Origin of the sequence: Microbacterium sp. E-13, assembly GCF_049912955.1 — a bacterium.
Classification (GTDB): Bacteria; Actinomycetota; Actinomycetes; order Actinomycetales; family Microbacteriaceae; genus Microbacterium.
Window position 1 is genome coordinate 299705 of record NZ_CP183973.1, and the last position, 20246, is coordinate 319950.

The window sequence follows — 20246 nt, forward strand, 5'->3', positions numbered from 1 at the left end:
GAGAAGTCAATGGAGATTGTGGTAGATCGCGGCCGCTGCACCGGCATCGGCATCTGCGAGTCGGTCGATCCGGATCGCTTCGAGGTCGGCGCAGACGGTTCGCTCGTCGTGCTCGATCCGACGGTGGCGGAGGGCGAGCTCGCGCTCGCCGAGGAGGCCATCCGCTCGTGCCCCGCCGCAGCGCTCAAGCTGCGCCGGATCGAAGAGGCCGCCTGATGGCCGGCGGCCTCGTGATCGTCGGCGCATCGCTCTCCGGACTGCGGGCGGCGCAGGCGGCGCGCCGTGAGGGCTACGAGGGCGAGATCACGCTCATCGGCGACGAGTCGCACCTGCCGTACGACCGTCCGCCGCTGTCGAAGGCCTACCTCGCCGAGGACGGTCAGCCGGACTACTACGCCACGGAGGAGGAGTTCGCCGCGCAGAGCATCGCGCTGCGCCTCTCCACCCGTGTCGCCGAGCTCGATCCCGACGCGCGTGAGCTCGTTCTGAGCGACGGAGAGCGGGTCGCGTTCGACGGCCTGATCGTCGCGACCGGCGCCAGCCCGCGGCGCCTGCCGGGCGCTCCCGAACTCGACGGGATCGTCACCCTGCGCACTCTGGATGACGCGCTTGCGATCCGGGAACGGTTGCGCGCCGCGCTGGACGTCGTCATCATCGGCGCCGGCTTCATCGGGTCGGAGATCGCCTCATCGGCCCATGAGCTGGGCGCGAGGGTGACGATCCTCGAGGCGGCGCCCGTGCCTCTCGTGCGCGCGGTGGGGGAGGTGGTCGGCGCGGCGATCTCCAGCCTGCACGAGCGCAACGGGGTGCGGCTGGTGTGCGGCGCGAAGATCGATGCTCTCCTCGGCGAGGACCGGATCGAGGCAGTGGAACTCGCCGGCGGCGAGAAGATCCCCGCCGATCTCGTGGTCGTAGGCATCGGCGCCGCACCTGCGACCGCCTGGCTCGCGTCGTCCGGCATCGAGCTGCACCCGATCGACGGCGGAGTGGTGTGCGACGCCTACCTGCAGTCTTCCATCCCGGGCGTGTACGCCGCCGGGGACGTCACCCACTGGCCGAACGGCGCCATGGACATCACCATGCGGCTGGAGAACTGGACCAGCGCCGCCGACCAGGGCACCCGCGCCGGCATCAACGCCGCGTTGCCGGACAAGCGCGCGCCGTTCGAGACCGTGCCCTACTTCTGGAGCGACTGGTACAAGAGCCGCATCCAGTTCGTCGGCAGCGCCGCCGCGGAGAGCGTCAGCTTCGTCTCGGGCGGTCCCGACGAGGACAGATTCGTGGCCCTCTACCGCACGGGTGACCGGCTGGTGGGCGCGGCCACCCTCAACGAGCAGCGGAAGATCATGAAGCTCCGCCGCCTCATCCACCAGCGGGCGCCCTACGCGGACGCCCTCGCACTGCTCGAGCCGGCCGACGGCGACGTCGCCCCCGTCCGGGCATGACAGAGAAGGGCAACAAATGACTACTTCCACCGATGAGCTGGTGACCATCCCGGCGACCAGCGGCGGCGTCGATCTGGCGACCACGGCGACCCTTCCGGTGCTCAACCCCGCGACCGGCCGTCCGTTCGCGCTCGCACCCGCGGTGACGCCCGAGCAGCTGTCCGGCGTGTTCGAGACCGCGCAGGCCGCCTTCGAGGACTGGCGCAAGGATGACGACCGCCGTCGGCAGGTGCTGCGAGACCTGGCAAGCGCGCTGCGCGAGAACATCGACGAGCTCGCCCCGATCCTCACCGCGGAGCAGGGCCACCCGCTGTCCGACTCCGTCGGGGAACTGCACGCATCGGCGAGGTGGCTCGACTACTACGCGGACCTCGAGCTGCCGAAGGAGGTCATACGCGACGATGCGGAGGCCTACGAAGAGGTCGTCCGCCGTCCGATGGGCGTGGTGAGCGCGATCACCCCGTGGAACTTCCCCATCGCGCTCGCCGTGTGGAAGATCGCGCCCGCCTTGCGCGCGGGCAACACCATGGTCATCAAGCCCTCGCAGTACACGCCGATGGCCACGCTCGCGCTCGGGCGGCTCGCGCGTGGCATCGTTCCCGACGGCGTCCTCAATGTCGTCTCGGGGGCCCTCGGCTCCGCGATGGTCGCGCACCCCATCCCGCGCAAGGTGAGCTTCACCGGTTCGACGGAGGTCGGCAAGACGGTCGCGCTCAACGCGGCCGAGGACCTCAAGCGCCTCACGCTCGAACTCGGCGGCAACGACCCGGCGATCATCCTGCCTGATGTGGACGTCGCCGAGATCGCCGAGAGCCTCTTCTGGAACGGGTTCAACAACAACGGCCAGCTGTGCTTCGCGGTGAAGCGCGTCTACGCCCACCGCGACATCAAGGACGACCTTGTCGAGGCGCTCGCCGAGATCGCGAAGAAGGTCAGGGTCGCCGACGGCATGAGCGAGGGGGCCCAGCTCGGCCCCATCAACAACAGCGCGCAGTTCGACCGCGTGACCGAGCTCGTCGAGGACGCCGTGCGCGGCGGTGCGCGCGTGGCCGCAGGAGCCGGCCGCATCGGCGACGAGGGGTACTTCTACCGCCCGACCATCCTGGACAACGTCGACGACGGCGTCCGAGTCGTCGACGAGGAGCAGTTCGGACCGGTGCTGCCGGTCGTGGCCTTCGACGATGAGGCGGACGCCGTTCGTCGCGCCAACAGGAGCGAGTTCGGTCTCACCGCCTCCGTCTGGAGCGGCGACCCGGAGCGGGCCATGGCACTCGCTCCCAGCATCGACGCCGGTCAGGTGGCGATCAACCGACACGGCCGCGGCGTGCGCCCGCACCTGCCGTTCGGGGGTCACAAGTGGAGCGGCATCGGTGTCGAGAACGGTCCGTGGGGCCTCTACGGGTTCACCGAGATCCAGGTGCTGGCCGGACCCTCGCGGCGGTGACCGCCTTTGCTGATACACCTTCCACCGCTGCCGGAAGCGGAGGTCCGATGAGGCTGCCCCGCGAGGTGATGATCCTCGCCTTCATCAGCTTCCTATCCTCCATCGGGCTCGGCATCGTCGTGCCCTCCCTGCCGGCCCTCGGCGCCGCCTACGGCGTCGGCATCGCCGCCATGAGCGTTGCGATCAGCGGTTTCGCCGCGGCGCGACTGCTGACGAACCTCGCGCTCACCCCTATCCTGCGTCGAATGCGCCTGCAGCCGGTCCTCGCGATCGGCCTGGCGTTCCAGGGCCTGACGACCATCACCGCAGGTCTCGCCCAGGACTACACGTCGTTCATCCTGCTGCGATCGATCAGCGGCGCGGGCAGCGCGGCCTTCACGATCGCCGCGACGGCGCTCATGGTGGCGGTGGCGCCTCCCGACCGCCGCGGCCGGTCGATGAGTCTGTTGGCCGCCATGACGGGCATCGGCACGGTGTCCGGGCCCGCGCTGGGCGGCCTCCTGGTGACGATCGACCCGCACCTGCCGCTCATCGTCTATGGCGCGTCGTTGTGCGTGGCCGCCGTGGTGACCCTCGTCTTCTTGCATCGCGTGCGGGGGATCCGCACCATCTCGCGCGAGGCAGCCGAAGAGGCGGACCCGGAGGCGGCGGCCGTCGGTGCCGGACGAAGCATTCTGCGCCGTCTGCTGAGCGACAACCTGTTCATCACGGTCATCGTGTGCCAAGCGGTCAACGGCGGGCTCTACTACGGCGTGCGCAGCGCCATCCTGCCCACCTACATGGAACTGGTCGGCTACACCGCAGGGTTCGTAGGGCTCCTGCTGACGGTGGGTGCAGTCTCGCAGGTGGTCGCCTCGACGGGGGCGGGGACGATGTCGGACCGCATCGGGAGATTCCCGATGCTTGTGGGCTCCTACGTCGCCGCCGTCGCGAGCTTCACGCTCTTCCTCTTCGCGGGCGCCGCGGTCGCGATCGCCGTGCTCTCCTTCGTCATGTTGGGGCTGGCCAGCGGTCTGCAGCAGTCGACCGCCGGGGCCCTCCTCGCGGACTCGCCCAACGGGCGCACGGCGGCGGCGGCGGGCATCTACTGGATCACGTTCGATGTCACGGCCATCATCGGCCCCACCGTCGGCGGCATCGTTGCGGAGGCCGTCGGCACACAGTGGGTGCTGATCGGCGGGGTTGTGCTGTTGGTCGCCGCACTCGGGAACGCTCTGCGGGCCTGGTGGGTGTCCGCCCATGGGCCACCGGGGCCGAAGTGAGGCGTGTATACCTGAGCGAGGTACTGACAGCCTGAAATCGCGAGATATCCTTTTTGACACAGAGCTGTGTATACAGCGCAAACACTTGACCCTCACGACGGAGTGAACCGCTCCGCCGAACCCGTACCGACCGGAGCACCGAAGTGACCATCACGACGCCCGACGGCAACCGCCTCTTCACGCGGGAGCACCCTCTGACCACCGACGAGGACATCAGCTCCGACACCTTCTGGCATCAGACATTCGAGGCGCGCGACGAGACCTTCGCCCGGCTGCGCGCGGACGCGCCCGTCAGCTGGCACGGGAGTCGCCACGTCACGGACGTTCCGGAGGAGTATCAGGAAGCGGGGTTCTGGGCACTGACGAAGAAGGAGGACATCACCTTCGCCAGCCAGAGCCACCACATCTTCAGCTCGGATCAGGCCAACGGCGGGGTCAGCTTCCGGGCGATCGACCGCAGCACCGCCGCTCCGCCCACCTTCCTCACGATGGATCCGCCCGACCACACGCGCTACCGGCAGATCATGAGCGCGGCCTTCACGCCCAAGGCGGTCACCCGACTCAGCGAGAAGATCAACGAGCGCGCGGAGCAGATCGTCAGCGCGGTCGAGGGCGGCGGAGAGTTCGACTTCGTGAAGGACGTCGCCGCCAAGCTCCCGATGCTCACCGTCGCCGATCTCGTGGGCGTGCCGGAGAGCCTCGTACACACCTTCGCCGAGGCGGGCGACAACTTCGTCGGCGCGGGAGACCCGGAGTTCGGGGTGGAGGGCCTGAGCCGGCAGGAGTTCGCCTTCCAGCAGATCCAGGTGCTCACGCAGATCGGCGTCGACCTCGTGGAGTACCGCCGGTCCAACCCCGGTGACGACATCGCCACCGCGCTGGCGAACTTCGAGCCGGACGGCAAGCCGCTGAGCACGGAAGACATCGGCTCGATGATGCTGCTGTTGAGCGTCGCCGGCAATGACACCACCAAGCAGACGACATCGCGCTCTGTGGTCTCGCTATGGCGCAACCCCGACCAGAAGGCCTGGCTTACGGAGGACTTCGATGGGCGTATCGCGGCGTCGATCGAGGAGTTCGTCCGTCACGCCTCCCCCGTGATCCAGTTCGCGCGGACGGCCATGGAGGACATCGAGATCCGCGGTCAGCAGATCGAGCGGGGTGACAAGGTCGTGCTCTTCTACTGCTCGGGCAACCGCGACGAGGAGTCGTGGCCGGATGCGCACGTCTTCGACCTGCAGCGGGAGCGTGTCCCGCACGTCGGCTTCGGCGGTGGCGGCGTGCACTACTGCCTGGGCAACGGCGTCGCGAAGGCGCAGCTGCGAGCCCTGTTCCACCAGATCCTCACGCGTCTGCCCGACATGGAGGTGGGCGAGCCCGAATTCCTCCGGAGCGACTTCATCAACGGCGTCAAGCACCTGCCGGTCCGGATCCCCGCCTGATGCGCGCCGCTGTTCTGCGCAGTGTAGACGGGCCCTTCGAGATCGAGGAGGTCGCCGTCGGCGAGCTCCGCGCGGACGAGGTCCTCGTGCGCGTGCTCGCCAGCGGCATGTGCCACACCGACCTCATCCTGAGAAGCCCCGCCCGGGCCGCGGAGTTCACGCCGATCATCGCGGGGCACGAGGGCGCGGGCGTGGTGGAGGAGATCGGCAGTGCGGTGACACGCGTCAGCCCCGGCGACCATGTGCTGCTCAGCTTCGACTCCTGCGGGTGGTGTCGCGCCTGTCTCACCGGGGCACCCGCGTACTGCGAGGAGTTCACCGCCCGCAACATGTACGGCGTGCGGGCCGACGGCACCGCGTCGATCACCGACCGGCACGGGGCGACGGTGCGCAACCGCTGGTTCGGCCAGTCGTCCTTCGCCGAGCACGCGATCGCGACCGAGCGCAACCTCGTCGTCGTCGCGCCCGACCTCCCGCTCGAGCTCCTCAGCCCACTGGGCTGCGGCCTGCAGACCGGTGCCGGCTCCGTCTTCAACGAGATGAAGCTCGCGCCCGGGCAGAGCATCGCCGTGTTCGGGGCGGGCGCGGTCGGGCTCGCCGCCGTCATGGCGGCCAAGATCGCCGGAGCGGGAGAGATCGTCGTGGTGGACTTGCATCCCTCACGTCTGAAGCTCGCCGAGGAGCTCGGCGCGACGCGGGTCGTCCCCGGCGACGCCGACGACGTCCTTGCGCAGGTCAAGGGCGACTCCGGCGGGGTCGACTTCTCGTTCGACACGACCGCGGTGACCAGCGTCATCACCACAGCCATCTCGGTGCTGCGGCACGGCGGGAAAGCCGTGCTCGTCGGGGCGGGAAGCGGACGTATCGATATCTCGCCCGTGCTGCTCGTGGGGCGCACGGTGACCTTCGTCCTGGAGGGCGGTGCGGTGCCCCAGGTGCTGCTGCCCCAACTTGTGCACTACTGGCGGGAAGGCCTCTTCCCCTTCGACAAGCTCGTCCGCACCTACCCGCTGTCCGAGATCAACCGGGCCGAGGCCGACTCGCTCTCGGGCGCCACCATCAAACCCGTCCTCGTGATGGGCTGAACCCAGGAGCTTCACGTGACCCTTCAGGAGACGCCGGCCCACCAGTGGTCGGCCACCTCGGACGGCGGCGACCTGCGCGCCGCGCGCACTTTCGACGTCGTGAACCCGTCGACCGGGCAGGTGTTCTCCCAGGCGCCCGATATCCACCCCGATCAGCTCGACGCGGTCTTCGCCGGTGCGCACGCCGCATTCCTCAAGTGGCGGACCGACGACGACTTCCGGCGGGAGACGATGCGCCGGGCGGCCGCTGTCATCGAGGCGCACGTCGTCGAGCTGGCCCCCGTGCTGACGATGGAGCAGGGAAAGCCCGTCGCCGACTCCACGCGCGAGTTCCTCGGGTCGGCGCGGTGGCTGCGCTATTACGCCGACCTGGAGGTGCCGCGACAGGTCGTGCGCGACGACGCGGACGCGTACGAGGAGGTCTTTCACCGCCCGCTCGGTGTCGTCAGCGCGATTACGCCGTGGAACTTCCCGATCACCCTCGCCATGTGGAAGATCGCCCCCGCCCTGCGTGCGGGCAACACGCTCGTGGTCAAGCCCTCGCCGTACACGCCGCTCGCCACCCTGGCCCTCGGGGAGCTCCTGCGCGGCATCCTCCCCGACGGGGTTCTGAATATCGTCACGGGCCTCGACGCGCTCGGCGCGGCCATGGTGGCGCACCCCATACCTCGCAAGGTGAGCTTCACCGGCTCCACCACCGTGGGAAAGAAGGTGGCGCTGGGGGCGGCTCCCGACCTGAAGCGGGTGACGCTCGAGCTGGGAGGGAACGACCCCGCCATCGTCCTGCCGGACGTGGACGTGGACGAGATCGCGCCCCGGCTGTTCTGGAACGCCTTCAGCAACAACGGCCAGATCTGCGTCGCCGTCAAGCGCGTCTACGCTCACGAGTCCGTCCAGCCCCGCCTCGTCGAAGCCCTCGGTGAGCTGGCGCGATCGGTCAAGGTCGGTGACGGCTTCGAGGAGGGCGTGCGCCTGGGCCCGGTGAACAATCGCCCGCAGCTCGATCATGTCGCGGCACTCGTCGACGAAGCCACCGGTCGCGGCGCGCGTGTGGTCGCGGGCGGGCGGGCTCTGAGTGGCGACGGCTACTTCTACTCCCCGACGATTCTCGACGGCGTGGAGGACACGTTTCGCGTCGTCGCCGAGGAGCAGTTCGGTCCCGTGCTGCCCGTGCTGAGCTATCGCGACGAGGACGATGCGATCCGCCGCGCCAACGACAGCGTCTACGGGCTCAGCGCCTCGGTCTGGTCGGAGGATCTCGACCGCGCCGCCCGTATCGCCGAACGCATGGAGTCAGGTCAGGTCGGCATCAACGCCCACGCCCGGGGGATGCTCCCTCACCTGCCCTTCGGGGGGCACAAGTGGAGCGGAGTCGGCGTGGAGAACGGGCCGTGGGGTCTCTACAGCTTCACAGAGCTGCAGGTCATCGCGGGACCGCCCCGCGTCGGCCGGTAGGGTCTGGGCGCTCACCCGGGAGGGTCGCTCCGACGACGACTGGTCCGTTCGATGGACGCAGTCGTGCGGGAATCGTCGATCGAGGTCGATCGACGGCACATGTACTCAAGGAGGAGTTGCATATGAGCACCGAGCACGACATTTCCGTGACCGCCGAAACGGCGACGCCGCGCACGCACCGGATCCGGCCGTGGGCGACGGTTGCGGGCGTCGGAATGGCGACAGGCGTGGCGCCGGCGCCACTGGCGATGTCGACGCTCGGCGTCTTCGTCGTCGCGATCACCGCCGAGACCGGGTGGGGCCGCACGACGGTCACCGGCGGATTCACCTTCGCCGCCGTCGCGATGATGATCGGCTTCATCGTCGTCGCCCGCATCGCCGACAAGATCGCCGTGCGCTGGCTCGTCGTCCCGTCCTTCGTGATGTTCCTGGCGGGCGTGGCAGTGCTCGGCATCGCACCGCCCAGCGTCCCGCTCTGGCTCGCCGCGTGGGCGTGGCTCGGCTTCTTCGGCGCGGGGACGACGGTACCGATGGCCCGCGCGACCTTGAGCTGGTTCGACAACAAGCGCGGCCTGGCCGTCGGCCTCACGGCTGCGATCGGCGGTATCGGCAGCACCGTCCTCCCCTTGGTTGCCAGCGGCTTCATCAGCACGGTCGGTTGGCGGGCGGGATACCTGCTGCTGGCCCTCGTCGGCCTCCTGGTCTCGATGTTCGGGCTGCTCGTCCTCGTGCGGGTGCGCGGCGAGCGTCACCGCCGGGGGAGGATTCTCACCGAGACGGTCGAGCGCGGCGCGCAGATCAACCTGGAGCTGCCCGGCCTCACCCTCCGCCAGGCGCTGCGCGGACGCCATTTCTGGCTCATCCTGTTCGGCCTGAACGTGAGCGCCCTCGCCATCGTAGGGATTCAGATCCATCTCGTTCCCATGATGATGGACCGGGGAATGGGCGAGCTCGAGGCGGCGAGTCTGCTCTCGCTGCTCGGACTGGGCGGTGTCGTCGGACGAATCCTCGGCGGCGTGCTGCTCGACCGCATCCACGGCACCTTCGTCGGTGCAGGCGTGCTGCTCATATCGGCGCTCGGCATCCTCATCCTCGATGAGCCGTACTGGCTGGCGGGCCTGGCGATCTTCCTCTTCGGCTTCGCGGTCGGCGTCGAGGGTGACCTCTCCTACTTCTTCACCGCCCGGTACCTCGGGATGCGTGCCCTCGGACGCTTCCTGGGCGTCTTCGGCGTGTTCAACACGCTCATGGCGGCCTTCGGTCCGCTGGCTCTGGGGATCGCGTACGACCTCACCGGCTCCTACGCCGGGTTCATTCCCACGCTCATCGGGTCGCTCGTGCTGGCAGCCGTGCTCGTCCTACTTCTCGGCCGCTACCAATACCCGGCGATCACTGGTTTCGACAAGCTCGCGGTGATGGACGAGCTGGCGGCCGCCGAGGTCCTCAGCGAGGAAGCCGTGCAGGAAGACCTCGAGCGCGACGTGGTGCGGACCGCGCGGCGCGGTGACGCAGTTCCCACGCCCTTGGGGAGCGCCTCCTCCTCGGATGACGGGGCGTCGTGAGACGCGACGACGAATAGGAGCCCATCCGCACGAGCGACCCCCGGCACCATGATGCGCGTCGAAATGAGCGGTCCCAGCGGCAGAACAGCCCATCTAGGATGTCCCTCGTGAGAGCGAGCGACGTGGCTTACGAGCAACTGCGACAGGAGATCATCGACTGGGTGCTGAAGCCGGGAACGCTCCTGGGCGAGATCGAGACCGCCGAGCGGGTCGGAGTGTCACGCACCCCGATCCGCGAGGCGCTCAGCCGGCTCGCCGCCGAGGGGCTCGTGTCGGCGTCAGGGAGGACGGCGATCGTCGCGCCGCTCTCCCGCAAACGCGTGGTCGAGCTGTTCGAGCTGCGTGAGGCGCTCGAGACCCAGGCCGCGCGGCTGGCGGCGCGTCGCCGCGACGCCGCCCGCTTCGCTGCCCTCCTCGAGGAGTTCCGCCGGGGGCCCGAGCCGGGCCAGCCGGTGGATCCGCGTCGCCCGTATTTCCTGGCGAACGAACTGGATGCTGCCATCGATGAGGCGGCCGACAGTCGCTATCTCCAGACCGCGCTCGAGGACATCCGCGGTCAGGTCGCCCGAGTCCGCTTCCACGCGCACTCGAACACCGGCCGGTTGGACCGGGCCACGCTGGAACACATGCAGATCGTCGAGGCCATCCTCGATGGGGACGAGACGTTCGCGGCGCAGGCCACCGCCGTGCACCTCCGCAACAGCCTGTCGAACGTGCTCGACTCGCTGCCCCTCTGACGTACATACGAGGCACGGCATATACGTGTCCCGCCGTCGCGGGTCGTTCCTCTGCCTTCGCCGGGTGAGCAGTCTTCTCGTCGCGAACCCTCGTTCGCAGCGACGAGGGCTCCGGGTTCAGCGGCTGCTCACCCCGCGGCGATCGTGATTGCACCGGTCCCAGGGTGGATCGTATCGGTATACAGGAAAGAATCTCTGAGAAGATGCTTGCGCTGACTTCTCGCTAGTGAGATCCTTTCAGTCAGCCGCTTGTATACATAAGCAACGACGACAAAGCGTTGGTCGGAATGGTGGACGGGAGTTCCCAGCCGATGGTCGTCGGCTCCACGCAGCGATGCGCCGATCGGTAATGCCGGCGATCGACGCCCCGGTTCTCCCGGCGCTGCGACACCCGTCCGGCATCACTCAACGAGGAGTCCCTCCTATGTCAACGACCGTTCAGCAGGGGGCACGCAAGCAGCGCAACCCCTGGGTGGTCCTCTTCGGATCGGGCATCGCGCAGATGTTCGGTCCCGGGCCGCTCGTTCTGGTCACCCTCGGCGTCTTCGTCATCCCGATCACGCAGGACACCGGCTTCGGCCGCACGACGGTGACCGGTGCGTACTCCGTGGCCGCCATCGGCATGGCGATCGGCCTCGTCATCGTCGGCCGGCTGCTGGACCGCTACGCAGTGCGCTACATTCTGGTCCCCAGTTTCACGCTGTTCTGCCTGTCGACCGCCCTGATCGCGCTCATGCCCGCCAACCCCTTCGCCTTCCTCGTGCCATTCTTCCTGCTGGGCTTCTTCGGCGCGGGAACCTTCATCCCGTTCACGAAGGCGCTCATCACCTGGTTCGACAACAAGCGCGCGCTCGCCATCGGCATCTCGGCGGGCATCGCCGCGCTGGGCGGATCGATAACACCCGTCCTCGCCGGCGCCTTCATCGGCAGCTACGGGTGGCGCGTGGCCTACGCACTGCTGGCGCTCATCGCTCTAGTGGTGTCTCTGTCGATGATCTTCGCCTTCGTGCGTGCGCGCGCCGAACGTCATGTCCGCGGTCGCCTCGTCACCGAGACGGTGGACGACGGCAAGGAGGTGAGCCTCGAGCAGCCGGGCCTCACCTTCCGCGAGGCGCTGAAGGGCCGATACTTCTGGATGCTGACGCTCGCTCTCGGGGCGGTGGGGATCGCGGTCGTCGGCCTGCAGGTGCACCTCGTGCCGATGATGACCGACCGGGGCATGGATCCGGCGCAGGCGGTGCTGCTCATCACGATCTTCAGCCTCTCGGGACTCACCGGCCGGGTCATCGGCGGATTCCTGATCGACCGCATCCACGGCACCATCATCGGCCCGATCGTCATCGCGGCTCCCGTCCTGGGCATGTTCTTCCTGCACCCGCCCTTCCCGTCGGCGGCGGTCGCGGTCGGACTCATCGGTCTGGCATACGGCATCGAGGGCGATCTCGTCGCGTTCTTCATCACCCGCTACCTCGGCACGCGCCACTTCGGGCAGATCTTCGGCATCGTGCAGTCGGTGTTCCTCATCGGCACCGCATTCGGGCCGCTCCTGCTCGGCATCGCCTACGACAGCACCGGAAGCTATGACTCGGTGCTGCCGGGGCTCGCGGTGGTGCTCATCGTGTGCGCGATCACGATCGCCCTGCTCGGTCGGTACCCGTATCCGGCGGTGAAGGGCTTCGACAGCGTCGCGGCGAAGGACGAGTTCGCCGCCGCAGAGATGCTCAGCGAAGTGGCGGAGGAGGAGGACCAGGCAGAGACGAGGAGCAAGGTCGTCACCGCCGGCGGCGCAGAGCAGGCGCAGAAGAGCTCGCTGAGCTGAGCCGTTCGCGGGGTTCCGGGGCGATCACGCCGGAACCCCGCGTCCGCGTGCACCGTATGCATCCGCGTTTCACATCACGACCCCGCGACCCGCGCCTCGTGGCGGGAGTGCTGGCACTCGCCGGCATCATGACCTCGTTGCAGCAGACGATGATCCTGCCCGTTCTGCCCGCGTTCGAGGAGCCCTTCGACGCCACCCCGGCCGAGACGTCCTGGCTCGTGACCGCGACCCTCCTCACGGCCGCGGTAGCCACTCCTCTGTGCGGCCGCCTCGCCGACATCTACGGCAAGCGGCCCCTGCTGCTCGTCTGCATCGCCGCGATCGCTGCCGGATCCACGATCGGAGCCCTGGCCCCGACGCTCGGGGTGGTCGTCGCCGGCCGTGCACTCATCGGGGCAGGGATGGCGGTCGTCCCCATCGGCATCTCCACGCTGCGCGACGAACTCCCGCCGGAGCGCATCCCCATGGGCGTCGCCCTGATGAGCGCCAGCTTCGGCGTGGGCAGCGGTGTCGGATTCCCTCTCGGCGGGATCCTCGCCACGAGCGTGTCGTGGCGGGTGATCTTCGCGCTCACTACGGTGCTCGCGCTCGTGGTGCTCGTCGCCGTGGCTCTCGTCGTCCGGCGGAGGCCGGCGCGCGGGGAAGGCGGGTTCGACGTCGTCGGAGCGGGGCTGCTGAGTGTCGCGATGGTCGCCGTCCTGATGGGCCTGACCGGCTCCGTGCCCTCGGGCGTGCCCGGGGGCGCTCTTACGTGCTTCCTCGTGTTCGCCGTCATGTTCGTCGCCTGGGTGCTGTGGGAGGTCCGTGCCATCGACCCGCTCGTCGACCTCCGCCTCGCCCTCCACCGGCCGGTGGCGCTCACGAACATCGCAACCGCGACCTTCAGCTTCGGCATCTTCACCAACGTCCTCGGCAGTGCGATGCAGGTGCAGGCGCCCGGCACTGAGAGCGGCGGGTTCGGCCTCGACGAGGCCGGCGCAGGCCTGTTCCTGGTTCCATCGGCCGTCGCCTTCCTCGCCATGGCGCCCGTCTCCGCGTGGCTCCTCGGATGGGTGGGCGGTCGGTGGGTGCTGGCGCTCGGCGGCGGCGTCATGGCGACCGCGTTCGCGCTGCGGATCATCTGGAACGCCGAGCTCTGGCACGCCGTGCTCTTCTCCACGGTCATCGCCGTCGGCACCGCGTTCGTACTGGCTGCCGCCCCGTGGCTGCTCTTTCGCAATGTGCCACTCGAGCAGACCGCCTCCGCGACGAGCGTCAACGCCCTCGTTCGTTCCGTGGGGACGGCCGTGAGCTCCGCGACCGCCGCCGGCGTGGTGGCCCTGGCACTTCCGGCCGCGTGGTCGGCCGTCTCCCCGTTCGACCTCCTCTTCGCGGTCGCCGCGGCCGCGTGCGGGACCGGATGCCTCCTCTCTCTCGGGATCCCGCGCGGCACGACGGCAGGGTCCGCGCCGACCTACCCGGAGGGTGCTCCATGACCCAGCTGAGAACCACCGTGTCGGCCGGCGTCGGTCTCATCGAGATCCATCACGTCGCGCGCAACAATGCGCTCACGGCGTCCATGTGGCGTCGCGTTCCCTCGATCCTCGACGACTGGGAGCAGCGGGAAGAGGTGCTCGCAGTGGTACTGCGCGGCGCCGGGGGGACGTTCTCGGCGGGCGCCGACATCGATGACGTGCTCGCCATCCTCTTCGACGACTCCCAGGAGGACCTCATCTCCCGGGCGACGGGACGGCTTGCCCGGTTCCCCAAGCCCACGCTCGCGGTGATCGAAGGTCACTGCATCGGCGGAGGCTGGGAACTCGCCGGCGCGTGCGATCTGCGCGTGGCCACGCGCAGCGCCGTCTTCGGCGTCACCCCCGCGCGCCTGGGCGTCGTCTATCCGGTATCGGGAGTGCGCAGACTCGTGGACCTCGTCGGTCCCGGCGTGGCACGGCAGCTGCTCCTCACCGCTGAGCTCGTCCCCGCCGAGCGCGCGTATCGATGGGGGATGGTGACGGCACTCGCGGAGGACTCCGAGATCGACGAGGTGGCCGCCGGCGTGATCCGCACGCTCCTGAGCCGCTCGCAGCTGTCCGTCCGCGCGGCCAAGGAACTCATCGTGCTCAACGACGATCCGGAGGCGCAGCGCACCGCGCATGATCGCTGGGCCACGGTATCGCTTCTCAGCGGTGAGCTCGAGGAGGGGCGGCGGGCGTTCCGCGAGCGGCGGCCGCCGGTCTTCCCGTGGCGGACCGAGCCCGCTGCCGCCGCGTCGGGCAGCCCCTAAACTTCCGTCATGGACAACCACGAGGTGGTGGAGAAGCTCCGCGCAGCGGTGCTCGAACTCGCGTCGCGCGACCCTGGTTCGGAGCTCAGCGTGGCTCGGATCTCGGCGGCCGCCGGAATCACGCGCGATGAGTATTACCGGCATGCGTCGAGCCCGATGCAACTGCTCGCCGAGGCGCTCAGTGACGAGCTCCTGACGATGTACGACGAGACCGCCGAGCAGTACCCGCCGCATATCGCGCGTGCGATGCGCCCTCGCCTCTCGCTGACCCACATCGCCAAGTGGGCGGTCGTGTACGGAGGGCCGATGCGCAACGAGCTCATGGCGGCGCTGCGGCAGACGCTCGCCCCGTCCTTCCGGATGATCAACGAGGAGGATCTGCGCGCCTTCCCCGAGCTCATGCCGGCGGGGATGCCCGTCGACGATCTCGCGGTCGAGTTCGTGGCCGCGTACATCTCCGGCGGGGGGATGGCCGCCATCGAGGTCTGGGTGAACGAGCCGGCACCCGATGTCGAGCGCGGCCTTGCGATGCTGATGGCCGTCTCGCCCCTGACGAAGCTCAACGAGGAGACGGTCCAGGAGTATTTCCGGCGGGAGAGCTGACCCGCCGCCCGACGCCATTTCCACCCACGAGTCTGTTCGCGCGCGCGCTCGGCCGCCCCAACTGCGCGAAGGGGTGGTGCACCTGGATCCACCTCTCGCATACCGGGGTGTCGCCGACGACGTTCTTCCGTCAGCGCGCGCCGGCGATGCCGATGCCGCGCGCCTCCACATCCAGGGATGTCGCGTAGTCGGAGACCTCCACGGCGGCGAGGTTCGCCTTCATCAGCGCGAAGGCGGCCGTCGGACCGGCCGCGAGCCGCCGGCAGAACGCCAGCCCCACCTCACGCAGAGCGTCGTCGGGCACCACCTGGCGCACGAGTCCGAGGCGCTCGGCCTCGACGGCGTCGATGCGGGGCGAGAGCATGAGGATCTCCAGCGCGCGAGCACGACCCACCAGGCGGTGCAGGCCGTAGGTCACTCCGTTGTCCCCCGCCAGCCCGAGGTTCGCGAAGGCGGAGACGAACAGCGCGCTCTCACCGGCGATGCGGAAGTCGGCGGCGAGGGCCAGACCCATTCCGCCGCCGGCTGCCGCGCCGTTGACGAGGGCGACCGTCGGCTTGCGGACGGCGTTCAACGCGCCCGCGAACTCCGCGTGGAACCGCCGCATGGCGGTCTCGAGGTCGAGGGCGGGCGTGCCCAGCCCCGGCGTGACGGTGAGGGCCGGCTCCTTGTGGTCGGCGCCCGCGCAGAACGCGTCTCCGGCGCCGGTGATCGCGACCACCCGCACGGCCCGATCGGCATCGGCGCGACCGAGCGCGTCCGCGAACCCCGCTCGCAGCGCGTCGGTCACGGCGTTCTTGCGCTCCGGTCGATTGAGGGTGATCAGCAGCACGCCGTCGTCGATGAGCTCCGAGAGCACCACGTTCGTGGTCGTCATGTCGTCTGCGCCGTCCGGTCGGCCCGATCGTGGCGGCGCACCGCGTCGCGGGCGCGCCGCCAGTCATCGTCGGTCCAGTCGCGCCGTTCATCGCCGCGGGAGTTGTATCGCAGGTGGTCGCCGCCGTCGATGATCACCGTCTGGCCGTTGACGTACTCGCTGCCCGGTGCCACGAGGAAGACGGCCAGGTTGGCCAGCTCTGACATGCGGCCGTTCCGGCGCATCGCGTTCGCGTCGTTGGGTCCGCCGGGCTCCAGCGGCTCCGCGCCGACGCGCAGGTGCGCTTGCGTACCTGCGGTGGGGAAGGCCCCGGGGGCGAGGGCGTTGAGCCGGATGCCCTTCGGCGCCCACTCGAGCGCGAGCGACCGCGTCATCATTTCGATGCCTGCTTTCGACATCGCGGAGGGGATCGTGTACGGAACGCCACCGTCGATCCAGCTCGCGAGCACGGAGAGCACGGCCCCGCGGTGTCCACCCGCGATCCAGCGCCGTCCGCAGGCCGCCGTCATGAGGAAGCCTCCGCGGAAGACGATGTTCGCGATGGCGTCGAAGCCGCGGGGGGAGAGGTCTTCGGTGCGGCTGAGGAAGTTGCCGGCGGCGTTGTTCACGAGGGCCGTCAGCGGGCCGTCCGTCCAGATCGCGTCGAACATGGCCTCCACGGCATCGGCATCACGGATGTCGCAGACGAGCGGCGTGACCGAACCCCCGTGTCGCGCCACCAGCTCGTCTGCAGCGGTCGCGAGGACATCCCCGCGGCGCCCACAGATGTATACATCCGCTCCCAGAACGACGAACGCTTCCGCCATCTCCCGGCCCAGGCCGGTGCCCCCGCCTGATACGAGGATCCGCTCGCCGCGCAGGATTCCCGAGCGAAACATCAATTCACCAGCATCCATCGCCGCTCCTCTGCGTCGTCGCAATGGCTTGTCGTGGGCCCCACCATAAGGCAGAAAGCACGAGGCTGTATACATATTTTGAGCAGTCCGTCGCTCGAGATGCGGCCCGCGAAGAATTTATGTACACGATAGGTGGGAAATTTCACTCCAGCTGGACTAAATGGGCGCTTTGTGTATACGCTATGGGGGGAACGCCGGAAGGGGTATGCATGCGGGCGAGTGAACACGCGTACGCGACCCTCCTCGAGGAGATCCAGCTGGGGATCCTCGCCCCGGGCGCCGTGCTCGGCGAGGTCGAACAGGCCGCCCGTTTCGGCGTCAGCCGGACACCCATCCGTGAGGCGATCGGCCGCCTCGTGGCCGCCGGCCTCGCGGTGCAGCAGTCGCCGCGGGTCACCGTCGTCGCGGCAATGGATGCCGACGACATCCGGCAGCTGTTCGCCGTGCGCCGATCTCTCGAGGAGACCGCCGCACGGCTCGCCGCCGCCCGTCGCGAGGCTGCACCCGCGTTCGATGCCCTCGTGCGGGCGTTCGCCGCCGTGACCCTCAGCGACGCGGACGCCCGCGACGACTACTACGCGCTCATTGCCGTGTTCGACGCCGAGCTCGACCGTGCCGCCGCAAACGACTACCTGAGCGCCGCCCTGCGCACCCTGCGCACGCATCTGGTGCGGGTGCGCCGGCTCGCCCGCGACAACCCCGGGCGCCTGGTCCGCTCGGTGGAGGAGCACCGCCTCATCGCGGCGGCGATCGCCGGCGGGGACGAGGAACTCGCCGCGCACGCGACGCACATCCACCTCCACAACGCGCTCGAGTTCACTCTCGCCGCCCTTCCCGACAACGCCGCATCCGAATGGGAGCCGCGGCCGCCGTCTCGCCGACCGAAAGGCACAGCATGACCGTCATCCATCACCTGCGAGTCCACCGCAGCGACGAGCACCTCGCCCGCGAGGCCCAGCTCGCGTGGCACATCGCCGAGGTCGCCGCCGACCCCGTCGAGGTCGAGCAGGACGTCGTCGACATGATCATCAACCGCGTCATCGACAACGCGGCGGTGGCGGCGGCATCCCTCACCCGTGCTCCCGTGAGCGCCGCGCGCCAGCAGGCGCTCGACCACGCGGTGTCGGTCGGCGGCTCCGGCGCCACGGTGTTCGGCTGCCCGCTCGACCGCAAGACGAGCCCCGAGTGGGCGGCGTGGGCGAACGGCGTGGCCGTGCGCGAGCTGGACTACCACGACACGTTCCTCGCGGCGGAGTACTCGCACCCCGGCGACAACATCCCGCCGATCCTGGCGGTCGCGCAGCATGTCGGCGCCGACGGTCGCGCGCTCGTCCGCGGCCTGGCGACGGGCTACGAGATCCAGATCGACCTGGTGCGGGCGATCAGCCTCCACAAGCACAAGATCGACCATGTCGCGCACCTGGGCCCGTCCGCCGCGGCCGGGATCGGCACGCTTCTCGGCCTTCCCGTCGAGACGATCTATCAGGCGGTCGGTCAGGCGCTGCACACCACCACCGCCACCCGGCAGTCCCGCAAGGGCGAGATCTCGACGTGGAAGGCGCACGCCCCCGCGTTCGCGGGCAAGATGGCGGTCGAGGCCGTCGATCGCGCCATGCGCGGTGAGACCTCGCCGAGCCCGATCTACGAGGGCGAGGACGGCGTGATCGCCTGGCTGCTGGACGGACCGGACGCCTCGTACGACGTGCCGCTGCCCGGTGCGGGCGAGCCCAAGCGCGGCATCCTCGACTCCTACACGAAGGAGCACTCGGCCGAGTACCAGGCGCAGGCGTGGATCGATCTCGCCCGCAAGCTCCACGGCGAGCACCCCGAGCTGGCGGACCCGGCGAACGTGGCGTCGATCGTGCTCCACACGTCGCACCACACGCACTACGTGATCGGCTCGGGGGCGAACGACCCGCAGAAGTACGACCCCACCGCCTCGCGTGAGACGCTCGACCACTCCATCCCGTACATCTTCGCCGTCGCGCTGCAGGACGGCGGCTGGCACCATGTGGACTCGTACACGCCCGAGCGCGCGGGCCGCGCCGACACCGTCGAGCTGTGGCAGAAGATCACGACGGCCGAAGACGCGAAGTGGACGCGCCGTTACCACTCGGACGACCCGGACGAGAAGGCGTTCGGCGGACGCGTCGAGATCCGGCTCACGAGCGGCGAGACGATCGAGGACGAGATCGCCGTCGCCGACGCGCATCCGCTCGGCGCGCGTCCGTTCGCCCGTGAGGACTACGTCCGCAAGTTCCGCCTGCTGGCGGAGCCGGTGCTCGCCGCGGACGAGGTCGAGCGGTTCCTCGACCTCGCGCAGCGCCTCCCCGAGCTCAGCCCCGAAGAGGTGCAGCAGCTCACGATCGTCGCCAAGCCCGGCGTGCTCGCCGGCGCGCCCGCTCCGAAGGGACTGTTCTGATGCTGTATTCCACCATCCCGGCGCACGAGAAGCGGCGGCTGTTCCGGGAGCGGCTCGCGTCGGGTGAGCTGCTGCGGTTCCCCGGCGCGTTCAATCCGCTGTCGGCGCGGCTCATCGAGCGCAAGGGCTTCGAGGGCGTCTACATCTCCGGTGCGGTGCTCAGCGCCGACCTGGGACTGCCCGATATCGGCCTGACGACCCTCACGGAGGTCGCCGGCCGCGGGCAGCAGATCGCCCGGATGACCGATCTGCCGGCGATCATCGACGCCGACACCGGGTTCGGCGAGCCGATGAACGTGGCGCGCACGATCCAGACGCTCGAGGACGCGGGCCTGGCCGGCACGCACATCGAGGATCAGATCAACCCGAAGCGGTGCGGGCACCTCGACGGCAAGGCGGTGGTCGACGAGAACACGGCGATCAAACGCATCCGGGCCGCGGCCGATGCGCGTCGCGACCCGAACTTCCTCATCATGGCCCGCACCGACATCCGCGCCGTCGAGGGGCTGGACGCCGCGGCCGACCGCGCGAAGGCGCTCGTGGACGCGGGGGCCGATGCGATCTTCCCCGAGGCGATGCGCACCCTCGACGAGTTCGCCGTGATGCGCGACGCGGTGGACGTGCCGATCCTCGCCAACATGACGGAGTTCGGCAAGTCCGACCTCTTCACCGTCGACCAGCTGCAGGGCGTCGGCGTCAACATCGTGATCTGGCCGGTGTCGCTGCTGCGCATCGCGATGGGTGCAGCATCCCGCGCACTCGATACCCTCCTCGATGAAGGACACCTCACCTCGAGGCTCGGCGAGATGCAGCACCGTGCCGATCTCTACGACCTCATCGACTACGAGCAGTACAACCACTTCGACCAGGACGTCTTCAACTTCCAGATTCAGCGCTGATGACCGCTCACCTGTCACGAATCGTCGCCGGG

General features: G+C 69.3%; 18 protein-coding genes. 16 read left to right on the forward strand and 2 right to left on the reverse strand.

Annotated features, from left to right (window positions below; genetic code table 11):
* The first annotated feature begins 9 nt into the window (after nt 1-9).
* The 13 genes from ACN9MP_RS01415 (at nt 10) to ACN9MP_RS01475 (ending at nt 15120) form a co-directional block, all read left to right on the forward strand.
* A complete protein-coding gene (locus ACN9MP_RS01415; RefSeq protein WP_426323267.1) occupies nt 10-216 on the forward strand; it encodes a ferredoxin in 207 nt (68 codons plus the stop codon).
* Entirely contained in the window at nt 216-1445 is a 1230-nt protein-coding gene (locus ACN9MP_RS01420; RefSeq protein WP_426323268.1) for an NAD(P)/FAD-dependent oxidoreductase, read from the forward strand. Before ACN9MP_RS01415 ends, ACN9MP_RS01420 begins: the two co-directional genes overlap by 1 nt.
* Nucleotides 1446-1461: 16 nt before the next feature.
* Nucleotides 1462-2889 carry an aldehyde dehydrogenase family protein gene (locus tag ACN9MP_RS01425; protein ID WP_426323269.1) on the forward strand — a complete coding sequence of 476 codons (1428 nt, stop codon included), beginning with the start codon at nt 1462-1464 and terminating at the stop codon, nt 2887-2889.
* Between the two features lie 47 nt (nt 2890-2936).
* On the forward strand, nt 2937-4151 hold the full coding sequence (locus tag ACN9MP_RS01430; protein WP_426323271.1) for an MFS transporter: 1215 nt from the start codon (nt 2937-2939) through the stop codon (nt 4149-4151).
* 143 nt (nt 4152-4294) lie between these two features.
* Nucleotides 4295-5593: a cytochrome P450 gene (locus ACN9MP_RS01435; protein WP_426323273.1), complete on the forward strand. Its 1299-nt coding sequence runs from the start codon at nt 4295-4297 to the stop codon at nt 5591-5593.
* Nucleotides 5593-6678 carry an NAD(P)-dependent alcohol dehydrogenase gene (locus tag ACN9MP_RS01440; protein ID WP_426323275.1) on the forward strand — a complete coding sequence of 362 codons (1086 nt, stop codon included), beginning with the start codon at nt 5593-5595 and terminating at the stop codon, nt 6676-6678. The genes ACN9MP_RS01435 and ACN9MP_RS01440 overlap by 1 nt, the downstream gene beginning before the upstream one ends.
* Before the next feature lie 15 nt (nt 6679-6693).
* Nucleotides 6694-8133: an aldehyde dehydrogenase family protein gene (locus tag ACN9MP_RS01445; protein WP_426323276.1), complete on the forward strand. Its 1440-nt coding sequence runs from the start codon at nt 6694-6696 to the stop codon at nt 8131-8133.
* Nucleotides 8134-8255: 122 nt separating this feature from the next.
* Nucleotides 8256-9695: an MFS transporter gene (locus ACN9MP_RS01450; RefSeq protein ID WP_426323277.1), complete on the forward strand. Its 1440-nt coding sequence runs from the start codon at nt 8256-8258 to the stop codon at nt 9693-9695.
* A 98-nt stretch (nt 9696-9793) separates the two neighbouring features.
* Nucleotides 9794-10432 (forward strand): GntR family transcriptional regulator, encoded by a 639-nt coding sequence (locus ACN9MP_RS01455; protein WP_426323279.1) that lies wholly within the window; start codon nt 9794-9796, stop codon nt 10430-10432.
* 424 nt (nt 10433-10856) lie between these two features.
* Entirely contained in the window at nt 10857-12251 is a 1395-nt protein-coding gene (locus ACN9MP_RS01460) for an MFS transporter (protein WP_426323281.1), read from the forward strand.
* Nucleotides 12252-12349: 98 nt separating this feature from the next.
* Nucleotides 12350-13726: an MFS transporter gene (locus ACN9MP_RS01465; protein WP_426323282.1), complete on the forward strand. Its 1377-nt coding sequence runs from the start codon at nt 12350-12352 to the stop codon at nt 13724-13726.
* Nucleotides 13723-14517, forward strand: coding sequence for an enoyl-CoA hydratase/isomerase family protein (locus tag ACN9MP_RS01470; protein WP_426323284.1), 795 nt, complete (start codon nt 13723-13725; stop codon nt 14515-14517). The genes ACN9MP_RS01465 and ACN9MP_RS01470 overlap by 4 nt, the downstream gene beginning before the upstream one ends.
* A gap of 9 nt (nt 14518-14526) precedes the next feature.
* Complete coding sequence (locus ACN9MP_RS01475; protein ID WP_426323286.1) at nt 14527-15120, forward strand: hypothetical protein; 594 nt, start codon at nt 14527-14529, stop codon at nt 15118-15120.
* 130 nt (nt 15121-15250) lie between these two features.
* Here ACN9MP_RS01475 and ACN9MP_RS01480 read toward each other — a convergent pair whose 3' ends face one another.
* Together ACN9MP_RS01480 and ACN9MP_RS01485 are read right to left on the reverse strand one after the other, a co-directional pair.
* The gene (locus ACN9MP_RS01480; protein WP_426323287.1) at nt 15251-15997 is read right to left on the reverse strand and encodes an enoyl-CoA hydratase-related protein; all 747 of its coding nucleotides are present in this window, start codon (nt 15995-15997) and stop codon (nt 15251-15253) included.
* Nucleotides 15994-16875 (reverse strand): SDR family oxidoreductase, encoded by an 882-nt coding sequence (locus ACN9MP_RS01485; RefSeq protein ID WP_426326154.1) that lies wholly within the window; start codon nt 16873-16875, stop codon nt 15994-15996. The genes ACN9MP_RS01480 and ACN9MP_RS01485 overlap by 4 nt, the downstream gene beginning before the upstream one ends.
* 227 nt (nt 16876-17102) lie before the next feature.
* Between ACN9MP_RS01485 and ACN9MP_RS01490 the strand changes: the two genes are divergently transcribed.
* From ACN9MP_RS01490 to prpB, 3 genes are read left to right on the forward strand one after another with little or no spacing between them, the layout of a single operon-like run.
* Nucleotides 17103-17792, forward strand: a complete 690-nt coding sequence (locus ACN9MP_RS01490; protein WP_426323289.1) for a GntR family transcriptional regulator — start codon at nt 17103-17105, stop codon at nt 17790-17792.
* Nucleotides 17789-19315 (forward strand): MmgE/PrpD family protein, encoded by a 1527-nt coding sequence (locus ACN9MP_RS01495; RefSeq protein ID WP_426323291.1) that lies wholly within the window; start codon nt 17789-17791, stop codon nt 19313-19315. The genes ACN9MP_RS01490 and ACN9MP_RS01495 overlap by 4 nt, the downstream gene beginning before the upstream one ends.
* The gene (gene prpB / locus ACN9MP_RS01500) at nt 19315-20214 is read left to right on the forward strand and encodes a methylisocitrate lyase (RefSeq protein WP_426323292.1); all 900 of its coding nucleotides are present in this window, start codon (nt 19315-19317) and stop codon (nt 20212-20214) included. The genes ACN9MP_RS01495 and prpB overlap by 1 nt, the downstream gene beginning before the upstream one ends.
* Nucleotides 20215-20246 lie beyond the last annotated feature (32 nt).

What these genes read in the sequence shown, in the direction of transcription:
- ACN9MP_RS01415 (WP_426323267.1), top strand. Translation starts at nt 10, where the DNA reads ATGGAGATTGTGGTAGATCGCGGCCGCTGCACCGGCATCGGCATCTGC.
- ACN9MP_RS01420 (WP_426323268.1), top strand. Translation starts at nt 216, where the DNA reads ATGGCCGGCGGCCTCGTGATCGTCGGCGCATCGCTCTCCGGACTGCGG.
- ACN9MP_RS01425 (WP_426323269.1), top strand. Translation starts at nt 1,462, where the DNA reads ATGACTACTTCCACCGATGAGCTGGTGACCATCCCGGCGACCAGCGGC.
- ACN9MP_RS01430 (WP_426323271.1), top strand. Translation starts at nt 2,937, where the DNA reads ATGAGGCTGCCCCGCGAGGTGATGATCCTCGCCTTCATCAGCTTCCTA.
- ACN9MP_RS01440 (WP_426323275.1), top strand. Translation starts at nt 5,593, where the DNA reads ATGCGCGCCGCTGTTCTGCGCAGTGTAGACGGGCCCTTCGAGATCGAG.
- ACN9MP_RS01450 (WP_426323277.1), top strand. Translation starts at nt 8,256, where the DNA reads ATGAGCACCGAGCACGACATTTCCGTGACCGCCGAAACGGCGACGCCG.
- ACN9MP_RS01455 (WP_426323279.1), top strand. Translation starts at nt 9,794, where the DNA reads ATGTCCCTCGTGAGAGCGAGCGACGTGGCTTACGAGCAACTGCGACAG.
- ACN9MP_RS01460 (WP_426323281.1), top strand. Translation starts at nt 10,857, where the DNA reads ATGTCAACGACCGTTCAGCAGGGGGCACGCAAGCAGCGCAACCCCTGG.
- ACN9MP_RS01470 (WP_426323284.1), top strand. Translation starts at nt 13,723, where the DNA reads ATGACCCAGCTGAGAACCACCGTGTCGGCCGGCGTCGGTCTCATCGAG.
- ACN9MP_RS01475 (WP_426323286.1), top strand. Translation starts at nt 14,527, where the DNA reads ATGGACAACCACGAGGTGGTGGAGAAGCTCCGCGCAGCGGTGCTCGAA.
- ACN9MP_RS01480 (WP_426323287.1), bottom strand. Translation starts at nt 15,997, where the DNA reads ATGACGACCACGAACGTGGTGCTCTCGGAGCTCATCGACGACGGCGTG.
- ACN9MP_RS01485 (WP_426326154.1), bottom strand. Translation starts at nt 16,875, where the DNA reads ATGTTTCGCTCGGGAATCCTGCGCGGCGAGCGGATCCTCGTATCAGGC.
- ACN9MP_RS01490 (WP_426323289.1), top strand. Translation starts at nt 17,103, where the DNA reads ATGCGGGCGAGTGAACACGCGTACGCGACCCTCCTCGAGGAGATCCAG.
- ACN9MP_RS01495 (WP_426323291.1), top strand. Translation starts at nt 17,789, where the DNA reads ATGACCGTCATCCATCACCTGCGAGTCCACCGCAGCGACGAGCACCTC.
- prpB (WP_426323292.1), top strand. Translation starts at nt 19,315, where the DNA reads ATGCTGTATTCCACCATCCCGGCGCACGAGAAGCGGCGGCTGTTCCGG.